Raw genomic sequence first — 17,933 nt, forward strand, 5'->3', positions numbered from 1 at the left:
TGGACGCAAGACGCGGACTACCAGGGCCTTCAGGGGGTGAATTACTTTGCCAGGCCTTGAGCTTGTGCAGGCAAAAAGCCAGCCCCTGATGCCGCCGCGGCGGTGAGCGCACATGCGCGCAAAGGGTGACGGCTGTGCTTTTTGTCAGGCCGTCCTAAACACATCAGAAGTGAGAATTCGCAACGGGAGCGGCGTTTACGGCTCTTAGGTTGTCTACTCCGATAAACCCCAGGAATACCAATATGAAGAATTCAGCCTCAAGTCTTCTCATTGCCGTGTCTCTGGCCCTGAGCGGTGGCGCTGTTATGGCGCAGCAGAAAAAGGCAGAGCCCGGAAAGCTTGAATTCGATACCAATTGCGCGATCTTCCATGGCGAGAATGGCAAGGGAAATGGGTCGTTGCAGGAGTTGCTGCGGGTCAGTCCACCCGATCTCACCCAGTTGGCCAAGAAAAATCAGGGCATTTGCCAGCCGCCCGGATGTATGACGTGATTCAGGGTGACGGTGTGGCCAGCCATGGTAGGCGTGACATGCCGATCTGGGGCCGCACTTACCTGGTTGACGACGCCCAAAGATTCATCGATGCGCGGGGCAATTACGACTCGGCGGCTTTGGTGCGCGGACGCATCCTGGCGCTGATCGAGTACATCAACCGGCTTCAGGCGCGTTGAGTTTGCGCGTTAGCAGCATGGCATCGCCATAGCTGAAAAATCGGTATTGCTCGCGGATGGCGTGGGCATAAAGCGCCATGATGTGCTCATAACCGGCAAAGGCGCTCACCAGCATCATCAGGCTGGACTTGGGCAGGTGAAAGTTGGTGATCAGCGCGTCCACCAGCCTGAAGTCAAACCCCGGCGTGATGAAGATGGATGTGTCGCCGGTGGTCTGGCCACTCAAGGCCCAGGATTCGAGCGTGCGCACCGTGGTGGTCCCCACGGCAATGATGCGCCCGCCGCGCGCGCGGCAGTCGGCAATGGCCTGCTGGGTCGCCGCCGGCACTTCATACCACTCGCTGTGCATCTGGTGCTCGGACAGGTTTTCAGTCTTGACTGGTTGAAAGGTGCCCGCGCCCACATGCAGCGTGACATGGGCGCGTTGCACGCCCGCGTCATCAAGCCGCTCAAACAGGGCTTCATCAAAATGTAGTGCCGCAGTGGGCGCGGCGACCGCACCCAGGTTCTTGGCAAACACGGTCTGGTAGCGCTGGGCATCCTCGGTGGAGTCGGCATGGGTGATGTAGGGGGGCAGCGGCACGTGGCCGTGGCGTGCCATCAGGGTGTAGGGGTCATCGCCTGCATCGTTGGACAGCACAAAGCGGAACAGCGCACCATTTGCATCGGGCCAGCGCCCCAGCAGCGTGGCGCTCAAATTGTCCGGGTAACCGGGCGCGCTCACCAGCGACACCGTGTCGCCCACGGCGGGCTTTTTGCTGACCCGCAGGTGCGCCGCCACCTGGTTGCCGCCAAGCACCCGCTCGATCAGCAGTTCCAGCTTGCCACCGGTGGCCTTTTCGCCAAACAGGCGCGCGTTCATGACCCGGGTGTCGTTGAACACCAGCAGGTCGCCTTGCTTCAGCAGCGTTGGCAGCTCCTTGAAGATGCGGTCAACCGGCTGGCCAGACGTGCTGTCGAGCAGCCGTGAGCCACTGCGCTCAGACGCCGGATGCTGGGCAATCAGCTCGGGCGGCAGAACAAAGTCAAAGTCGCTCAGGCAATACGCTCGTCCTGTGTCGGGCGCAAGCGGCATGGTGCTCACACCGGCCAGACCACGCCGTGGTCGTTCAGGATGGCGTCCATCGGCAAGTCGTGCGGTTCGGGCTCGAAATCGGGCAAAAAGTCGGTGCCAAAGCCCAGCCCCACGGTGAACGGGCGCGGCTTCAGGGTCGCCAGGGTGCGGTCATAAAAACCACCGCCGTAGCCCAGCCGGTAGCCGCCGGGGGCATAACCGACGCAGGCGACGAACAGCAGCGTGGGAGTAATGACCTCGGTGTCTTTGGGCTTGGGGATCCCGTAAGCGTCTTCTTCCATCGGGCAACCGGGGTACCAGGCATGAAAGGCCATGGTTTTGTGAACTTTGTCCACCACGGGCAGTCCAATCTTTCGCAGTTGTTGTTGCTCAATGAGTTCGCCGTCTTCTTTCCAGCGGTGCAGGGCTGGCAGCGGGTCAAACTCACCCTTGATCGGCCAATAGGCGCCGATCACGGTGTCGGGACGCCCCACCAGCCAGATGCGCATCACCTGCTGTAGCATGTCGATACGCTCTTGCCGGTCGGGCAGCCGCAGGCGTTGCTCGATCAGGCGCTTGCGCAAAGCTTTTTTTTCAATGGTCTTTTGTTCGTCAGAATTATTCATAATCACACCATGCAGTTGAGAACCATTTTGACATTGATTGGCTTGTTTGGCGTGCTGGGCGGCGTTCCCGCGCTGGCCCAGGGCCAGGCTTTCGGCCCGAGCGCGGCCGATTCCGTGATCCTGGAGATGCGCGAGGCCTTTGCCAAGGGCCAAACCAAACGCCTGACCGAGCTGCTGCCGCGCGCTCAAGGTCATGTGTTGGCGCCCTGGGCCGCCTACTGGGAGTTGCGCGCCCGCCTGGAAATGGCTGAGCCGCAGGAAATCAGCCGCTTTTTGAGCCGCTTCGCAGGCACTTACCAGGAAGACCGTTTGCGCAATGACTGGTTGCTGCTGCTGGGGCAGCGGCAGGAGTGGGGCACCTTCATGGCCGAGTACCCCAGTTTCCGCATGAATGATGACCGTTCGGTTCAGTGCTACGCCTTGCTGACCGACTTCAGGTCAAATGAGCGCGATGTGGCGCAACAGGTTGAGGCCTTGTGGCTGTCACAGCGCGATTTCGACCAGGGCTGTGCGGCCGCCGCGGAGCAGCAACTCAAGGCCAAAAAGCTCCAGCCGCATGCAGCCTGGCTGCGGGCGCGTCTTGCCATGGAAAATGGCACCCAGCGCAACGGCAACCAGCGCATTGCCAGCCAGGCCGTGGGCCTGCTTGACGCAGAATGGGCCAACACCGTCAGCGCGATTTATGGCAATCCCGAGCACTACCTCGAGGGCAAGCTGCTGGCGCTGCGTCTGCGCACCAAAGAGCTGGTCACGCTGGCCATGATTCGCCTCGCGGTCAAAGATCCCGACCTTGCAGCCGCTGAACTTGACAAGCTGCGCTGGAAAACCCAGCTCAGCCAGGAGGAGCGCAGCTGGGTCTGGGGCGTGATCGGCAAGGCCGCCGCGATGCGGCTTTCTGACAAGTCGCTGGCCTATTTCATGAATGGGCAAGACGCGCTCATGCACGCCGACCACCTGGCTTGGAAAGTGCGCGCGGCGCTGCGTGCGGGCAACTGGGAGCAGGTGGCCGCCGCCACTGCGGCGATGAGCGAGGGCCAACGCAAGGAGGCCGGCTGGACCTACTGGCGCGCACGCGCCCTCCTGGCCCTGGCCAAAACGCCGGCAGACCGTGTCGAGCCCCGGCGTCTGTTGCAAAGCGTGGCCGGGTTGCAGGGCTTTTACGAATTGCTGGCGCAAGAAGAGTTGGGCCTGGCCATCACACCGCCGCCCGCGCCGGAACCCCTGACGGAAGCAGAAAAAACGGCCGCCAACAGCAACCCTGGCTTGCAGCGTGCGCTGCTGGCCATTGCCATCGGGATGCGCTCCGATGGGGTGCGCGAATGGAACTACAGCACCAATCTGCACACACCCGGTGGCATGAGCGACCGCGAACTGCTGGCAGCGGCTGATCTGGCCTGTCGCAGCGAAGTCTGGGACCGCTGCATCAACACCAGTGAACGCACCAAGAACGTGTTTGACATCACGCAGCGCTTTCCGATGCCGCACAAGCAGGCGGTACTGAACCGTACACGCGAGATCGGGCTGGATCCGGCGTATGTTTATGGCCTGATCCGGCAAGAAAGCCGATTCATCATGGATGCCCGCTCGCACGTGGGCGCCTCGGGCCTGATGCAGGTGATGCCAGCCACGGCGAGCTGGACTGCCCGAAAAATTGGCATGACCGACTTCAGGCCGCACCAGATCACCGAGCGCGACACCAACATTGCCATCGGCACCGGCTACCTCAAGTTGGTGCTTGATGACTTTGCCGGCTCGATGCCTATGGCCGCTGCGGCCTACAACGCAGGCCCGGGTCGGCCGCGTGCCTGGCGCGGCCAGACTGGCGCACCGTTGCTGGAGGCCGCCATCTGGGCCGAAAACGTGCCCTTCACAGAAACCCGTGATTACGTCAAGAAAGTGCTCGCCAACACCACCATTTATGCGGCCATGATCACCGGCAAGACCCAGTCGCTCAAAGCCCGGCTGGGGCTGGTCGGGCCGCTGGACCAGGCGCTGGCCGTGAACCGTGAACTGCCTTGAGCCCCATGATGAAACTCTACATTGGCAACAAGAACTACTCATCCTGGTCGATGCGCTCCTGGGTGTTGCTGACCCAGGCCGGCATCCCGTTTGAAGAGGTGATGGTGCGTTTTGACGCCTTCACACCCGATTCGCAATTCAAGGCCACGATGCGCAAGGTGTCGCCGACGGCCAAGGTGCCGGTGCTGGTCGATGGCGACCTGGTGGTGTGGGACACGCTGGCGATTGCCGAGTATGTGGCCGAACAGTTCCCCGAGAAAGCCTTGTGGCCCACAGACAAAGCTGCCCGTGCCCGTGCCCGCAGCCTGTGCGCCGAAATGCACAGCGGCTTTGCCGGCCTGCGCTCGCAGTGTCCGATGAACATCGAGGCCAGCCTGCCTGAGGCGGGTGCACTGGCCTGGCGTGACCAGCCCGCGGTGCGCGCCGACGTGGCGCGCCTGGTCAGCATGTGGCAGCAGTGTCTTCAAACCAGTGGTGGCCCGTTGCTGTTTGGCAGCTTCAGTGCGGCCGACGCCACCTTTGCGCCGGTCTGCATGCGCCTGGTCACCTACGCTTTGCCGCTGCCCGATGATGTTCAGGCCTATGTCCAGCGCGTTTGTGCGTTACCGGCCGTGCAGGCCTGGATCGACGGCGCGCTGGCCGAGCAGGATTTTCTGGATTTTGAAGAGCCTTACCGACTGCACCGCTGAGATGCAAACTTACCTGGTGGGCGGTGCCGTGCGAGATGCCCTGTTGGGCTGGCCGGTCACCGACCGTGACTGGGTGGTGGTTGGCGCCACCCCTGAGCATATGTTGGCGCAGGGTTTTTTGCCGGTGGGCAAAGACTTTCCTGTGTTTCTGCACCCGCAAACCCACGACGAATACGCGCTGGCCCGCACCGAGCGAAAAACCGCGCCCGGCTACCACGGTTTTTCCATTCACGCGCATCCGGACGTGACCCTGGAAGAAGACCTGGCGCGGCGCGACATCACCGTCAACGCCATGGCGGTGGCGGCGTGCCATGTCCAGGCCAACGGCCAATGGGACCCGCAAAACCTGATCGATCCCCATGGCGGCTTGCAGGATTTGTCAGCCAGGGTGTTTCGCCATGTGAGTCCGGCGTTTCGTGAAGACCCGGTGCGCATCCTGCGCGTGGCGCGCCTGGCGGCACGCTTTGCCGACTTCACGGTGGCCCCGCAAACATTGCGACTCATGCGCGAGATGGTGGCCACGGGCGAGGTGGATCATCTGGTGGCCGAGCGCGTCTGGCAAGAACTTGCGCGCGGCCTGATGGAAGCCAAACCCTCGCGCATGTTTGCCGTGCTGCGCGACTGCGGCGCGCTGGCCAGGTTGCTGCCTGAAGTGGACCGCCTGTGGGGCGTGGCGCAGCGTGCCGACTACCATCCCGAGGTCGACACCGGCGTTCACGTGATGATGGTGGTCGACATGAGCGCGCACCTGCAGGCGCCACTGCCGGTGCGGCTGGCCTGCCTGACGCATGATCTGGGCAAGGGCAACACGCCAGCCGATATCCTGCCACGCCACCTGGGACATGAACAGCGCGGCGCCCAGTTGGTCAAGACTCTGAGTGACCGCCTGCGTGTGCCCACCGACTGCCGCGAACTGTCCGAGGTGATGGCGCGCGAGCACAGCAACATCCATCGCTCGCCCGGATTCGACGCCGCCGCGCTGGTGCGGTTGCTGGAGCGCTGTGATGCCCTGCGCAAGCCTGAGCGTTTTGCGCAAATACTGCTGGCCTGCGAATGCGATGCGCGGGGCCGGCTGGGTTATTTTGACTCGTCGTACCCGCAGCGCCAGCGGCTGCTCGATGTGCTCGCCACGATGCAAGCGGTGGACACCCGATCGATCGCCTCCGATGCCATGGCGGGTGGGGCGAGTGGCCAAAAAGTGGGTGAGCTCATTCATCAGGCCAGGACCCGGGCGGTGCAGAGATTGCTGTTGCCGTCGCACCAGGCTTCATGACTCCTCGGGTATGCTTGCACCATGTCCAGTTTGCTGATCATTGAAGACGACGAATTGCTGCGCGACGGCCTGTGCGCACAGCTTGCGCAGGCGGGCCACGGCATCACGGCGGCGGCCGATGGCGAAGCGGCTCAAAGGCTGCTCGAGGTGCAACGCTTTGACGGCGTGGTGCTGGATCTGGGTTTGCCAAAAATCAGTGGCATGGAACTGTTGCGCTGGCTGCGCAAGCGTCTGCCTGCCCTGCCGGTGCTGATCCTGACGGCGCGCGACGGTGTCGAGGATCGGGTGCAGGGGCTCAACGCCGGGGCGGATGATTACCTCACCAAGCCCTTCAACATGGCCGAATTGCAGGCCCGCCTGGGCGCCTTGTTGCGGCGCGCCCGGCTGCCGGCTTTTGGCGGCTCGCTGGAGCTGGCCAGCAGCCACAGCCAGCGTCCGCTGCGGGTGGATGCCACGCTGCCGCAAGCCTGGCTGGGGGATGAGGCGCTGGAACTCACGCAGCGCGAGTGGGCCCTGCTGTCGTTGCTGGTCACCCAGGCCGGGCGCGTGGTGAGTCGCGAGGATGTGCTGGAAACCTGGCAGAGCGACCCTGGTGAGCCCGGCGCCCTGGCCTCCAATGCGCTGGAGGTCTATATCCACCGCCTGCGCCGCAAACTGGTGGACTCGGGCCTGAATATTCGCAATGTGCGCGGCCTGGGCTACATGCTGGAAACCAGCAGCGCCTGACTGCCTGCGCGCGCAAATGACCCCTGTCAGCCCTCCCCAGCATCGCGGGCACGGCCTGTCCCTCAAGCGCCAGTTGTTGCTGTGGTTGTTGTTGCCGCAATTGGTGTTGTTTTTGGTGGGCGGCGCGCTGGCCTACCGGATCGCCCTCAAGTATGCCGAAAAGGCCATTGACCAGTCACTGACCCAACTGGTGCGCTCATTGGCGCGTCAGGTCAAACCAATTGGTTCGGGCCTGCTGATTGATTTTCCGCGCGCTGCGCAGGACATCATCGAGCAGGATCCCGCCGATCGCGTGAGCTACATGGTTTCAAGCCCGCCGGGCAGCTTCCTGCTGGGCAATGGCAAGCTGCCTGATCCGCCTGGAGAGTTGCTTCAGCCAACCCGTGAAGCGCTGCTTTACAACGCCCGCGTGGACGGCAAGCCGATGCGCGTGGCTTTGCTGGAGGTGGACTACGGCGACGCGGGCTCGCCGCAGCGCCTGCGCGTGCAGGTGGCCAAGAGCCTGGCGGTCCAGCAGCGCCTGACCACCGAGCTGATTGCCGACATGCTGGCACCGCTGCTGCTGCTGGCCATGGTGCTGAGCGTGCTGGTCTATGGCGGCATTTCACGCGGCTTGCAGCCGCTGACCCGGCTGCAGGCGCAATTGGGCGACCGGCGCAATCGGGTGTTGTCCGATTTGTCACCGATCGAGATGACGCAAGCGCCGCAGGAAGTACATGCACTGGCCGGTGCGGTGAACCATTTGCTGACGGCGGTGCGGCGCAGCCTGGGCCAGGAAAAACGCTTTCTGAATGATGCCGCGCACCAGTTGCGCACCCCTCTGGCGGGGTTGATCAGCCAGACCGAACTGGCGCTGGCGGAGCATGATCCGCAGGCCCTGCGCGAGCGGCTTGGCAAGGTGCTTGCCGGCGCCCAGCGCAGTGCCCATCTGGTGCACCAGTTGTTGTCGCTGGCGCGCAATGAGGTCGAAATCAAGCTGCAGCCGCTGGATGTCGCCAGCCTGGCGCGTGAAGTGGCGCGCGACTGGACACCGCGCGCGCTCAAGGCCGGGATAGACTTGGGTTATGAAGGGGTCGATTGCCTGATGCTGGCGGGCGAGAGTTTTTTGTTGCGTGAGGCACTGAACAACCTGATCGACAACGCCCTGATGTACGCCGGGAGCGGCAGCGAAGTGACCCTGAGCGTGCAACTGCAGGGCGATCAGGCGGTGCTCGAGGTGGCCGACAAAGGACCAGGTCTGTCACCGCAGGATTTGCCGCATGTGTTTGAGCGTTTTTGGCGCGCCAGTGATGTGCCGGGGGGTTGCGGGTTGGGTCTGGCCATCGTGGCCGAGATTGCCCAGCGCCATGGCGGTCAGGCCCGCGTGCTGGCAGCGCTGCCTCAGGGGTTGCGGGTGCAGTTGTGCTTGCCAGTCGATCACGCCGACAATCAGCGTGTGTGACTTTCAGTCATTTTTGGGATGAAAATTTATGGTGAATCTAGATGCTGGAGACAGCGCCGAGCAGGGAACACATGACTTCTGTCAAACCTTGCTGGGTTGCCTCAGTCAGGGGGTTTGTGTGTTTGACGCCGATGGCTGCGTGAGCCATTTCAATCCCTGTTTGCCCGATTTGCTCGACGTGCCGCCAGAGTTCCTGGCAAGCGGCCCCTCGCTGCGCGAAATCTACGATTTTCAGATGCAGCGCGGTGATTTTGCGGGCGCGCATCCGCCCCCGGATCAGCCAAACCTGCAGACATCCCCCCAAGCTGACCAGGAGCCGATATCCGAGCATTATTTGCGCTTGAAACACCTTGGGCGCACCCTGCAGGTGCAAACCCGATGCCTGCCGGATGCCCGACGGGTTCAAACGGTGGTGGATGTCAGTGACTATGTGCAGGCGGAGGCGGGTCGCAAACGCGCCAACCAACTGCTTTTTGCCACCCAGGCGCTGGCCGAGCTGGGCGGCTGGGAGGTTGACCTGGAGCACAGCCAGGTCACCTGGACCGAGGGCGTTTACCGCATTTTTGAGGCCACGCCGCAGACTTTCGCGCCGTCAGCCGCCAGCATCCGGCCCTTGTTCACCGAAGAATCGCTGGCCATTGACGAGGCCTCTTACCAGCACTCGGGCGAGCCCACCTCAACCCACGAGTATGAGATTGAAATGCTGACCCTGAAGGGCCGCCGTATCTGGCTTTACTCACGCGGAACCACCGCCTGGGAGCAAGGTCGACCGGTCAAGCGCACCACCATCGTGCAGGACATTACCCGGCGCAAGCAGACCGAGATGGCCCTGCGCGACAGCGAGGCGCGCTGGAAGCTGGCGCTGGAGAGTGTTGGCGACGGCGTCTGGGACCTGCAGGTGCAGAGCGGCGAACAATACCTGTCGCCGAATCTGCTGCGCATCTACGGCTACGAGGACGGCGAGCTCAAAGTCGGGGTGGCTGAACTCGACGCGCTGGTCCATCCCGACGATGTGGGGCGCCTGCAGCACGACCGACAGGCCCATCTGGATGGTGTCACGCCCACTTACAGCAATGAGCATCGGGTGTTGTGCAAGGACGGTAGCTGGAAATGGGTGCACAGCCGCGGCATGGTGATCAGCCGCGATGCCCAGGGTCAGGCGCTACGCATGCTGGGCACCCACACTGACATTACCGAGCGTAAAACGGCAGATGAGGTGGTCTGGCAACAAGCGCACTTTGATGCCCTGACCGGCTTGCCAAACCGGCGGCTGATGCGTGAGCGCCTGATTCAGGAGATGAAGAAATGCCGCCGCAATCACCTCAAACTGGGGCTTTTGTTCATCGACCTGGACCATTTCAAGGAAGTCAATGACACGCTGGGCCACGATCGCGGCGACGAGTTGCTGGTGGAGGCCGCGCGGCGCATTCAGCACTGCCTGCGTGAGGTGGATACCGTGGCGCGCATGGGGGGCGATGAATTTACCGTGATCGTGACGGCATTGAACGACGAGTCGAATCTGCAGGGTATCCTGCCCAAATTGCTGAATGCCTTGAGTGAGCCGTTTCAGCTCGGTCTGGACCAGGTGTTTGTGTCTGCCAGCATGGGCGTCACGGTGTTCCCCAACGACACCCTGGAGGTGGAAGACCTGCTGAAAAACGCCGATCAGGCACTTTATGTGGCCAAGGCCGCCGGCCGCAACCGCTTCAGCTTTTTCACGGCATCGCTGCAGGAGGCGGCAATGCAGCGCGCCCAACTGACTCACGACCTTCGTGCGGCCCTGCCTGCGCTGCAGTTTTTCATGCTGTACCAGCCCATCGTCAACCTTGCCAACGGCAGGATTCAGAAAGCCGAGGCGCTGATTCGCTGGCAGCATCCAACGCGCGGCTTGATCAGCCCGGCGGACTTTATTCCGATCGCCGAAAGCAGTGGCCTGATTGTTGACATGGGCGAGTGGATTTTTGACCAGGCCGCAGCCCAGGTCAAGCTCTGGCGCGCCCATTTGCACCCCCAGTTCCAGATCAGCGTCAACAAATCGCCGTTGCAATTTGAGAAGCCCAATCCCAACCATATGCCCTGGATCGACAAGCTGCGCGCCCTCGACCTGCCTGGTGAAAGCATGGTGGTTGAAATCACCGAGGGTCTGCTGCTGTCCAGCAGCACCGGTGTGGTTGAGCAATTGCTGAAATTGCGGCACGAAGGGATCAATGTGTCGCTGGACGACTTTGGCACCGGCTATTCGTCGCTGTCATACCTGCAAAAGTTTGACATTGACTTCATCAAGATTGACCAGTCATTTGTGCGCCATCTGAATGAAAACACGACCGATCTGGTGCTGTGTCAGGCCATCATCGCCATGGCCCACGCCCTGGGCATGAAGGTGATCGCCGAAGGCGTGGAAACGGTCGGGCAGCGTGATCTGCTGAAAGCTGCCGGCTGCGACTATGCGCAAGGGTATTTGTACTCACGCCCGTTGAGCCCGGCAGATTTTGAGGCCATGGTGCAAGGTTCGGAGCAAGCGCTGGACGATGCTGCAACGGCGTGACCCGCGTGACCGCGGCCGTGCCCCGCATCAGGCCAGGCGCAGGCCGCTTTGTGTGTTGAACCAGTTGTTGTGGTTGCTGCTCACTGTCATGCCGACCGTGTCGCCCATCTTCACTTGTGTGCTGGGTGGCGTGCGCACCGTGATCATGCCGACGCCGGTTTTCACCACCACATAGGTGTCGGCTCCGGTCGGCTCGACCAGCATCACCTGGCCGCGCCAGGTAGCGTCGTCGCTCAAGTGGATATGCTCGGGGCGCTGCCCCAGCGTGACTTTGCCTGATGCCGGGCAGGGCAGGGCAAGGCTGCCGCCCTCAAAGGCAAACAAGCCGTTGTCACCGGACCCGCTGGCCTGCCCTGTGATGAAGTTCATGGTGGGGGAGCCGATGAAACCCGCCACATAGGTGTTGGCCGGGCGGCGGTAAATGTCATCCGGTGTGCCAATTTGCTGCAGAATGCCGTCTTTCATCACGGCAATGCGGCTGCCCAGCGTCATGGCCTCGATCTGGTCATGCGTCACATACACCGTGGTGATGCCGCTCACCAGATGCAGGCGCTTGATCTCGGCGCGCATTTCCACGCGCAGCTTGGCGTCCAGGTTGCTCAAGGGTTCATCAAACAAAAACAGTTGCGGGTCACGCGCCAGGGCGCGACCCATGGCGACGCGCTGGCGCTGCCCGCCCGACAACTGAGCCGGCCGGCGGTCAAGCAGGTGCTCGATCTGCAGCATGACGGCCACTTCCTGGATGCGTTTTTTGCGCACCTCAAGCGGCACCTTGCGCATTTCCAGTGCAAAGCCAATGTTGTCGGCCACGCTCATGGTCGGGTACAAGGCGTAACTCTGAAACACCATGGCAATGTCGCGTTGGGCCGGGGCCACTCCGATGACGTTTTTGCCGGCAATCTTGAGTTCGCCCTCGGAAGGGTCTTCCAGGCCGGCAATGATGTTGAGCAGGGTGGACTTGCCGCAGCCAGAAGGCCCCACCAGAATCAAAAATTCACCGGGGGGAACTTCAATGTCGATCTTTTTCAGGACCTCGACGGCCTTGTCGCCCTTGCCATAAATCTTGCGAATGCCTGCGATGTGAAGAGAAGCTGCCATGATTTTTTATCCTTTCACAGCGCCAGCTGTGAGACCTTTGACGAAATATTGACCGGCCAACACATACACCAGCATGGTCGGCAAACCCGCGATGATGGCGGCTGCCATGTCAACGTTGTAGTTTTTCACGCTGCTGGTGGTGTTGGCCATGTTGTTCAAGCCGACCGTGATGGGCTTGCTGTCAGCGCCGCTGAAGGCCACGCCAAACAGAAAGTCGTTCCAGATGTTGGTGAACTGCCAGATCAGCGTCACCATCAGGATGGGCGTCGACATCGGGATCACGATGCGATAGAAAATGCGCCAGAAACCCGCGCCGTCCATGCGCGCGGCATTGACCAGCTCACGCGGTATGGCGGTGTAGTAGTTTCTGAAAAACAGGGTGGTGCCCGCCATGCCCGCGAGGCTATGCACCAGCACCAGGCCGGCAATCGAACTGGACAAGCCCAGATACCCCAGCACCTGGCTCATCGGCAGCAGCACCACCTGGAACGGCATGAACACACCAAACAGGATGAAACCAAACAGCAGATCACTGCCCTTGAACTTCCACATGCTGAGCACATAGCCATTGATCGCACCCCAGGCGGTCGAAATCAGCACCGCGGGCACCGCCATCATCACCGAGTTCCAGAAGTAGGGCTTCAGTCCCCGGCAGTCCACGCCGGTGCAGGCGGTGGACCAGGCCAGCGTCCAGGACTCAAAGTTCAACCCCTGCGGCAGGCTCAGCAGATTGCCGGAACGGATCTGTTCAGCGTCCTTGAAAGAGGTGGCCAGCATCACATAGAGTGGCGCCAGAAAAAAGAAGGCTGCCACACCCAAAACGGCATAAACCGCCAGTCGAGAAAGATTTTTTGCGTTCATCATTGGCTCCCGGCTCAACGCTCATGCGGCTTGGACCGCAGTTCGCTGTAAAGGTAAGGCACCACAATGGCGGCCACCAACGCCAGCATCATCGTGGCACTGGCTGCGCCCAGGCCGATCTGACCGCGGGTAAAGCTCATGGTGAACATGAAGGTGGCGGGCACATCCGAAGCAAAGCCCGGGCCGCCGGCGGTGAGCGCCATCACCAGGTCAAACGCCTTGATCGACAGGTGCGACAGCACCAGAATGGTGGAAAACACCACCGGGCGCAGCACCGGCAAAATGATGCGCCAGTAGATGCGCGGCAGAGAAGCGCCGTCAATTTGCGCCGCCTTGATGATGCTGTCGTCAATGCCGCGCAGCCCTGCCAGAAACAGTGCCATGGCAAAGCCGGCCGACTGCCAGATGCCGGCAATCACCACGCAGTAGATGGCAGTGTCGCTCTGCACCAGCCAGTCAAAGCTGAAACTGGCCCAGCCCAGGTCGTGCATGAGTTTTTCCAGCCCCAGGCTGGGGTTCAAAATCCATTTCCAGGCGGTGCCGGTGACAATGAACGAAAGCGCCATGGGGTACAAATAAATGGTGCGAATCACGCCTTCAAAGCGAATTTTCTGGTCCAGAAAAATCGCCAGCACCATGCCCAGCAGCATTGAGCCGCCGACATACAGCACGCTGAAAATACCGAGATTTTTCAGCGCCACATACCAGCGGTCCATCTCCCAAAGCTTGACATATTGCTCCAGCCCGACGAACTCGTCGTAATTGGGCAGCATGCGCGAATTGGTCACGGACAACACGCCGTTCCAGATCATGAAGCCGTAAATGAAGGCAAAGCCGAGCACAAAGCCCGGGGCGATCACCAGTTTGGGTAACACGTTTTCAAAGGATTTCATAGTCACTTTGCCTTTGGTTTTTGAACCTGGGAAGCCGCTCTGGTGGAATACCTGCGCTTGCTAACCGACCTGACGGGCCGGGTATCGCACTGCGTTCGTGTCCCCCGACCGAAAGCCTCCCGGCTTTCGGTCTCCTCCTTTACCTCACTTCGTGCAACACCCGCCCCGTCAGGTCTCGACGCCGGCTTGGCGTTTCTGCCAGCAAACCATCATCGTCCAGCAACAGGGTTGGGGTATGTATCAAAGCGAAGTAAAGGAGGAGCCCGTCAGGGCGGGGGACATGAGCGGCGACACGTACCCCAGCCCTGCTGCGAGTACGGTTAACAGCCTCAATTGCCCCCAGTTTTACCTGGTCGCAGCAGCCTTGGCGATGCTCTTGACGCCGTCGGCCACACTCATCTTGTCGTTGTTCCAGAACTGGCTGACTGCGTCCTTGATCGCGCCTTCGGCGGCAGGCATTACAGCCATGCCGTGCGCGATGGATGGCAACAGGCCACCCGTTTTGGCGGTGTCAACAAAGTCCTTGGTCGAGAGCTTGGCGCAATCGTCAAATTTGGCCATGCTCATGTTGAGGCGAACCGGGATGGAGCCCTTGTTCAAGTTGAATACTTCCTGGAACTCCGTGCCCATGATGGCGGCCGCCAGATCAGCCTGGGCCTTTTGAGCGGCAGCGTCTTTCAGTTTGAACATGGCAAACGAGTCCACGTTGAAGGTGTACGCATTGGCTGTGCCGGGGGCGGCAGCGCAAATGTAATCCTTGCCCGGCACCTTGCCGGCAGCGGTGAATTCACCCTTGGCCCAGTCTCCCATGAACTGGAACGCGGCCTTTTCCTGGATCACCATGGCCGTGGCCAGGTTCCAGTCGCGCCCGGGGGAGGCTGGGTCGGTGTAGCTTTTGATTTTGCGGAAAGTTTCCAGCGACTTGGTCATGGTGGCGCTCGTCAGTGCAGCCTGGTCCAATTTGACCAGAGCATCCTGGTAAAACTTGGCGCCACCCACACCCAGCACCACATCTTCAAACGTGGTGAAGTCCTGCCAGTTCTGGCCGCCATGCGCCACCGGGATCAGGCCGGCTTTTTTGACTTTTTCAGCTGCGGCAAAAAACTCGTCCCAGGTCTTGGGGGCGCCCGCAACTCCGGCCTTTTTCAACACGGCGGCATTGGCCCACATCCAGTTGACACGGTGCACATTGACCGGTGCTGCCACGTAGTTGCCTTTGTATTTCATGACATCAGCCACCACCTTGGGCAGCAACTCGTCCCATTTTTCGACCTTGGCAGTGGCGTCGAGGTTGGCCAGAACACCTTCTGAAGCCCACTCCTGAATTCCGGGGCCCTTGATTTGGGCGGCGGCGGGCGGATTGCCAGCAACGACCCGGCTTTTGAGAACGGTCATGGCGTTGTCGCCGCCGCCGCCAGCCACGGCAAAATCTTTCCAGGTGTGACCCTTGCCTTGCATGATTTTTTTCAGCTCACCGACCGACTTGGCCTCGCCGCCAGAGGTCCACCAGTGCAGCACTTCGACCTCACCGGCCATCGCCACATTACCTGCCAGCACAATGGCCACGGCCGAAGCCAATTTGGAAAGTTTGATCATGTTGTCTCCTTAAGTCTGCCTGCCTGCCCAATCCAGGGTCAGAAGGCGCGGGTGGATTCGTGCAGACACCGTGTTGCGCGAATTAATTAATTGTTAATTAATTTTCAGGAGCCCGCAAGGGGGTATTTACCCCTAGATGCCAACATTTTGATCCAGGACATGGGTTTTGCAACCGATCCGGCGTCCGAGGCGGGTTCAACGCGTGCTTGGAACGGTATCAGGCGACCAGCGCCAGCGCGCCAAAGTCACCCACCCGCTCGCCCAGGCCGGCGCTGACCAGCTCGCAGCCATCGGTCAAGGCGGGCAGCTTGCCCTTCACGACGGCTTGCAGGCGCGGCAAAAGGTAGTCGCGGTGATGCCAATAAACGCTGCCGCCAATGCTGATGCGTTGCAGGTCCAGCGTGGCAATCAAGGCGTAGAGCATGCGCCCCATCACCAGGCACAAGTCGTCAATCAGCCCCACCGCCTTGGCATCGCCGGCATAAGCTGCCTTGAAAAGTAGCGCCGCATCTGCATAGCCCGAACTGGCAAAGCGCCGCGCGATGGCATTGCCCGCCACCAGGCCTTCGACATCGCCCATGTTGCCGCAACCGCACAGCGCATCATTGTTGTCGCTCACAAACAGGTGGCCGGCGTGGCCGGCATTGCCATTTTTCCCGCGCAACACCTGTCCATCGACGCACAAACCGGTGCCAATGCCGGTACTCCAGGTCACGTAGGCGCAGTTGGCCATGGGTTGACCGTCCATTTGCAAGGCGCCCCAGCGGCGCTCGGCCTCAAGTGCGCCAATGCCGTCGTTTTCGACCCGCACATGGGCGAACGCGGCCCGCAGGGGCGCTTCCAGTAAAGCGGTTTTCCAGTCGTTGGGCAGGCCGCGTGCTTTGCCCGCCAGGCCGCCGCAAATATTTGGTGCCGCCAGTTCTACCAGACCGTTGTTCAGCACGAAGGGACCGCAGGACGCCACGCCAACCCGGGCGATTCGCTGGACCGGCACGTCCGCCGCATCACAGCTCTGGCCAATCAGGCGGATGATTTGCTGGCTTAATGCATCGTTGGCTCCCGTGGTGGCGGTCGGCTCGGACACCTTGCCGCGGATACCCTGGTCGTCAACGATGTTGACCGCCACCTTGGTGCCGCCGATGTCGACGCAGGCAATTGGATGGCTGCCAGCGGGCAGGCTAAAACCATGGGTTAAAACGTGTGTTGTCATGAGAGGGGCCTCAATAAAATGAACTGGCCATGGGTCGTTGGCAGCAGGCGATGTTAAGGCACCGGCACATCAGACGCGGCCATAGTCGTCGCCCAGGCGCACGATGTCGTCTTCGCCCAGGTAGGCGCCGAACTGTATTTCAATAATTTCCACAGGCGCAGCAGTCACATTGGCAAGCCGGTGCACCTGGCCCAGCGCAATGTCGCAATGCTGACCCACGCCAAGGTCAACGCTGCGTTCACCCAGCGTGACCCGGGCTGTGCCTTGCACCACCACCCAGTGCTCGGCGCGCTGGGTGTGTCTTTGCAGGCTGATGCGCTGGCCGGGCAGCACACCAATGCGTTTTATCTTGTGGTTGGCTGCCTCGGAAACCGTTTCATACCAGCCCCAGGGCCGTGGCGTGCGCTCGATGCGTTCAACAGTCTGGGCGGTGGTGGACATGGTCGTGGCCTTGGATTGTGAGGGCCCCATGCTAATCCCGGCTGCGGGCGCTGGTTACCGCGGCATTACGCCGACATGACCCGGTTGCGTTCAGCCACCCGGCAAATGCTGCTTCGTCCAGCGCACGATGTCGGCCGCGCCCATGGCACCGGCCTGGCGCGCCACCTCGCGGCCGCCGACAAACAGCGCCAGCGTGGGGATGCTGCGGATGTTGAAACGGGCGCCCAGGGCTTGCTCGGCTTCGGTGTCCACCTTGGCCAGCCGCACTGCAGGCTCCAATTTGGCGGCGGCCTGCTCGAAGGCCGGGGCCATCTGGCGACACGGGCCGCACCAGGGCGCCCAAAAATCGACCAGCACCGGAATCTGGTTGCGCTGGATGTGGCGCGCAAAACTGGCTTCGTCGAGCATCACCGGATGAGCGGTAAACAGCGGCTTGTGACAACTGCCGCAGTCTGGCGCGTTGCCAAGGTTGGCGCGGCTGACGCGGTTGGTGGTGTGGCAATGCGGGCAAACAATGTGCAGGGGGTCGGTCATGACAAATCCTTTCAAGTCAACCAGATGGTTGCGCCCGACATGAATTCAAGCGGCAGATTCAAACGAATCTGGCAATGGCCGCCGCCACCAGGCTCAAGATGATCGTCGTGGTGAGCGGAATGAAGAATTCCTTGCCGAAAACCTTGAAACGGAAATCACCCGGCAACTTGCCAAATCCCAGCCGCTGCAGCCAGGGCGTGATGCCGTTGATCAGCACCAACGCCAAAAAAACAACGATGAGCCAGCGAAACATGGCG

The 17,933-nt window shown here is 61.4% G+C and carries 18 protein-coding genes; 8 read left to right on the forward strand and 10 right to left on the reverse strand.

What is annotated here, in order from left to right:
• Window positions 1-275 precede the first annotated feature (275 nt).
• Window positions 276-491, forward strand: coding sequence for a hypothetical protein (locus tag GPS82_RS05145; protein ID WP_296491762.1), 216 nt, complete (start codon window positions 276-278; stop codon window positions 489-491).
• Window positions 492-529: 38 nt separating this feature from the next.
• Window positions 530-670 carry a hypothetical protein gene (locus tag GPS82_RS05150; RefSeq protein ID WP_296491765.1) on the forward strand — a complete coding sequence of 47 codons (141 nt, stop codon included), beginning with the start codon at window positions 530-532 and terminating at the stop codon, window positions 668-670.
• Here the strand turns inward: GPS82_RS05150 and queA are convergent.
• The gene (gene queA, locus GPS82_RS05155) at window positions 648-1,745 is read right to left on the reverse strand and encodes a tRNA preQ1(34) S-adenosylmethionine ribosyltransferase-isomerase QueA (protein ID WP_296491769.1); all 1,098 of its coding nucleotides are present in this window, start codon (window positions 1,743-1,745) and stop codon (window positions 648-650) included. The two genes, GPS82_RS05150 and queA, sit on opposite strands and share 23 nt — an antisense overlap.
• 5 nt (window positions 1,746-1,750) lie before the next feature.
• Window positions 1,751-2,323, reverse strand: coding sequence for a 5-formyltetrahydrofolate cyclo-ligase (locus tag GPS82_RS05160; RefSeq protein WP_296491833.1), 573 nt, complete (start codon window positions 2,321-2,323; stop codon window positions 1,751-1,753).
• Window positions 2,324-2,359: 36 nt separating this feature from the next.
• Between GPS82_RS05160 and GPS82_RS05165 the strand changes: the two genes are divergently transcribed.
• Genes GPS82_RS05165 through GPS82_RS05190 form a run of 6 tightly spaced genes read left to right on the forward strand, consistent with a single transcriptional unit; the run spans window position 2,360 to window position 11,043 of the window.
• Window positions 2,360-4,369 carry a lytic transglycosylase domain-containing protein gene (locus tag GPS82_RS05165; RefSeq protein ID WP_296491774.1) on the forward strand — a complete coding sequence of 670 codons (2,010 nt, stop codon included), beginning with the start codon at window positions 2,360-2,362 and terminating at the stop codon, window positions 4,367-4,369.
• Between the two features lie 5 nt (window positions 4,370-4,374).
• Entirely contained in the window at window positions 4,375-5,058 is a 684-nt protein-coding gene (locus tag GPS82_RS05170) for a glutathione S-transferase family protein (protein WP_296491777.1), read from the forward strand.
• A 1-nt stretch (window position 5,059) separates the two neighbouring features.
• A complete protein-coding gene (locus GPS82_RS05175; RefSeq protein ID WP_296491780.1) occupies window positions 5,060-6,331 on the forward strand; it encodes a multifunctional CCA addition/repair protein in 1,272 nt (423 codons plus the stop codon).
• A 21-nt stretch (window positions 6,332-6,352) separates the two neighbouring features.
• Window positions 6,353-7,057 (forward strand): response regulator transcription factor, encoded by a 705-nt coding sequence (locus tag GPS82_RS05180; RefSeq protein ID WP_296491781.1) that lies wholly within the window; start codon window positions 6,353-6,355, stop codon window positions 7,055-7,057.
• A 16-nt stretch (window positions 7,058-7,073) separates the two neighbouring features.
• A complete protein-coding gene (locus GPS82_RS05185) occupies window positions 7,074-8,498 on the forward strand; it encodes a sensor histidine kinase (RefSeq protein WP_296491783.1) in 1,425 nt (474 codons plus the stop codon).
• A 28-nt stretch (window positions 8,499-8,526) separates the two neighbouring features.
• Window positions 8,527-11,043 (forward strand): EAL domain-containing protein, encoded by a 2,517-nt coding sequence (locus GPS82_RS05190; RefSeq protein WP_296491786.1) that lies wholly within the window; start codon window positions 8,527-8,529, stop codon window positions 11,041-11,043.
• Between the two features lie 27 nt (window positions 11,044-11,070).
• Here GPS82_RS05190 and GPS82_RS05195 read toward each other — a convergent pair whose 3' ends face one another.
• From GPS82_RS05195 to GPS82_RS05230, 8 genes are all read right to left on the reverse strand, one after another.
• Entirely contained in the window at window positions 11,071-12,141 is a 1,071-nt protein-coding gene (locus tag GPS82_RS05195) for an ABC transporter ATP-binding protein (protein ID WP_296491788.1), read from the reverse strand.
• 6 nt (window positions 12,142-12,147) lie between these two features.
• On the reverse strand, window positions 12,148-13,002 hold the full coding sequence (locus GPS82_RS05200; RefSeq protein WP_296491791.1) for a carbohydrate ABC transporter permease: 855 nt from the start codon (window positions 13,000-13,002) through the stop codon (window positions 12,148-12,150).
• Between the two features lie 14 nt (window positions 13,003-13,016).
• Entirely contained in the window at window positions 13,017-13,895 is an 879-nt protein-coding gene (locus tag GPS82_RS05205; RefSeq protein WP_296491793.1) for a sugar ABC transporter permease, read from the reverse strand.
• Window positions 13,896-14,240: 345 nt separating this feature from the next.
• Complete coding sequence (locus GPS82_RS05210) at window positions 14,241-15,491, reverse strand: ABC transporter substrate-binding protein (protein WP_296491795.1); 1,251 nt, start codon at window positions 15,489-15,491, stop codon at window positions 14,241-14,243.
• A 217-nt stretch (window positions 15,492-15,708) separates the two neighbouring features.
• Window positions 15,709-16,701: an ROK family protein gene (locus GPS82_RS05215; RefSeq protein ID WP_296491797.1), complete on the reverse strand. Its 993-nt coding sequence runs from the start codon at window positions 16,699-16,701 to the stop codon at window positions 15,709-15,711.
• Window positions 16,702-16,770: 69 nt separating this feature from the next.
• Window positions 16,771-17,142: a phosphomannose isomerase type II C-terminal cupin domain gene (locus GPS82_RS05220; RefSeq protein ID WP_296491799.1), complete on the reverse strand. Its 372-nt coding sequence runs from the start codon at window positions 17,140-17,142 to the stop codon at window positions 16,771-16,773.
• A gap of 90 nt (window positions 17,143-17,232) precedes the next feature.
• Window positions 17,233-17,676 (reverse strand): thioredoxin TrxC, encoded by a 444-nt coding sequence (trxC, locus tag GPS82_RS05225; RefSeq protein WP_296491801.1) that lies wholly within the window; start codon window positions 17,674-17,676, stop codon window positions 17,233-17,235.
• A 58-nt stretch (window positions 17,677-17,734) separates the two neighbouring features.
• Window positions 17,735-17,929 carry a DUF2905 domain-containing protein gene (locus GPS82_RS05230; RefSeq protein WP_296491803.1) on the reverse strand — a complete coding sequence of 65 codons (195 nt, stop codon included), beginning with the start codon at window positions 17,927-17,929 and terminating at the stop codon, window positions 17,735-17,737.
• Window positions 17,930-17,933 lie beyond the last annotated feature (4 nt).

Origin of the sequence: Rhodoferax sp., assembly GCF_011391645.1 — a bacterium.
Lineage (GTDB): Bacteria > Pseudomonadota > Gammaproteobacteria > Burkholderiales > Burkholderiaceae_C > Rhodoferax.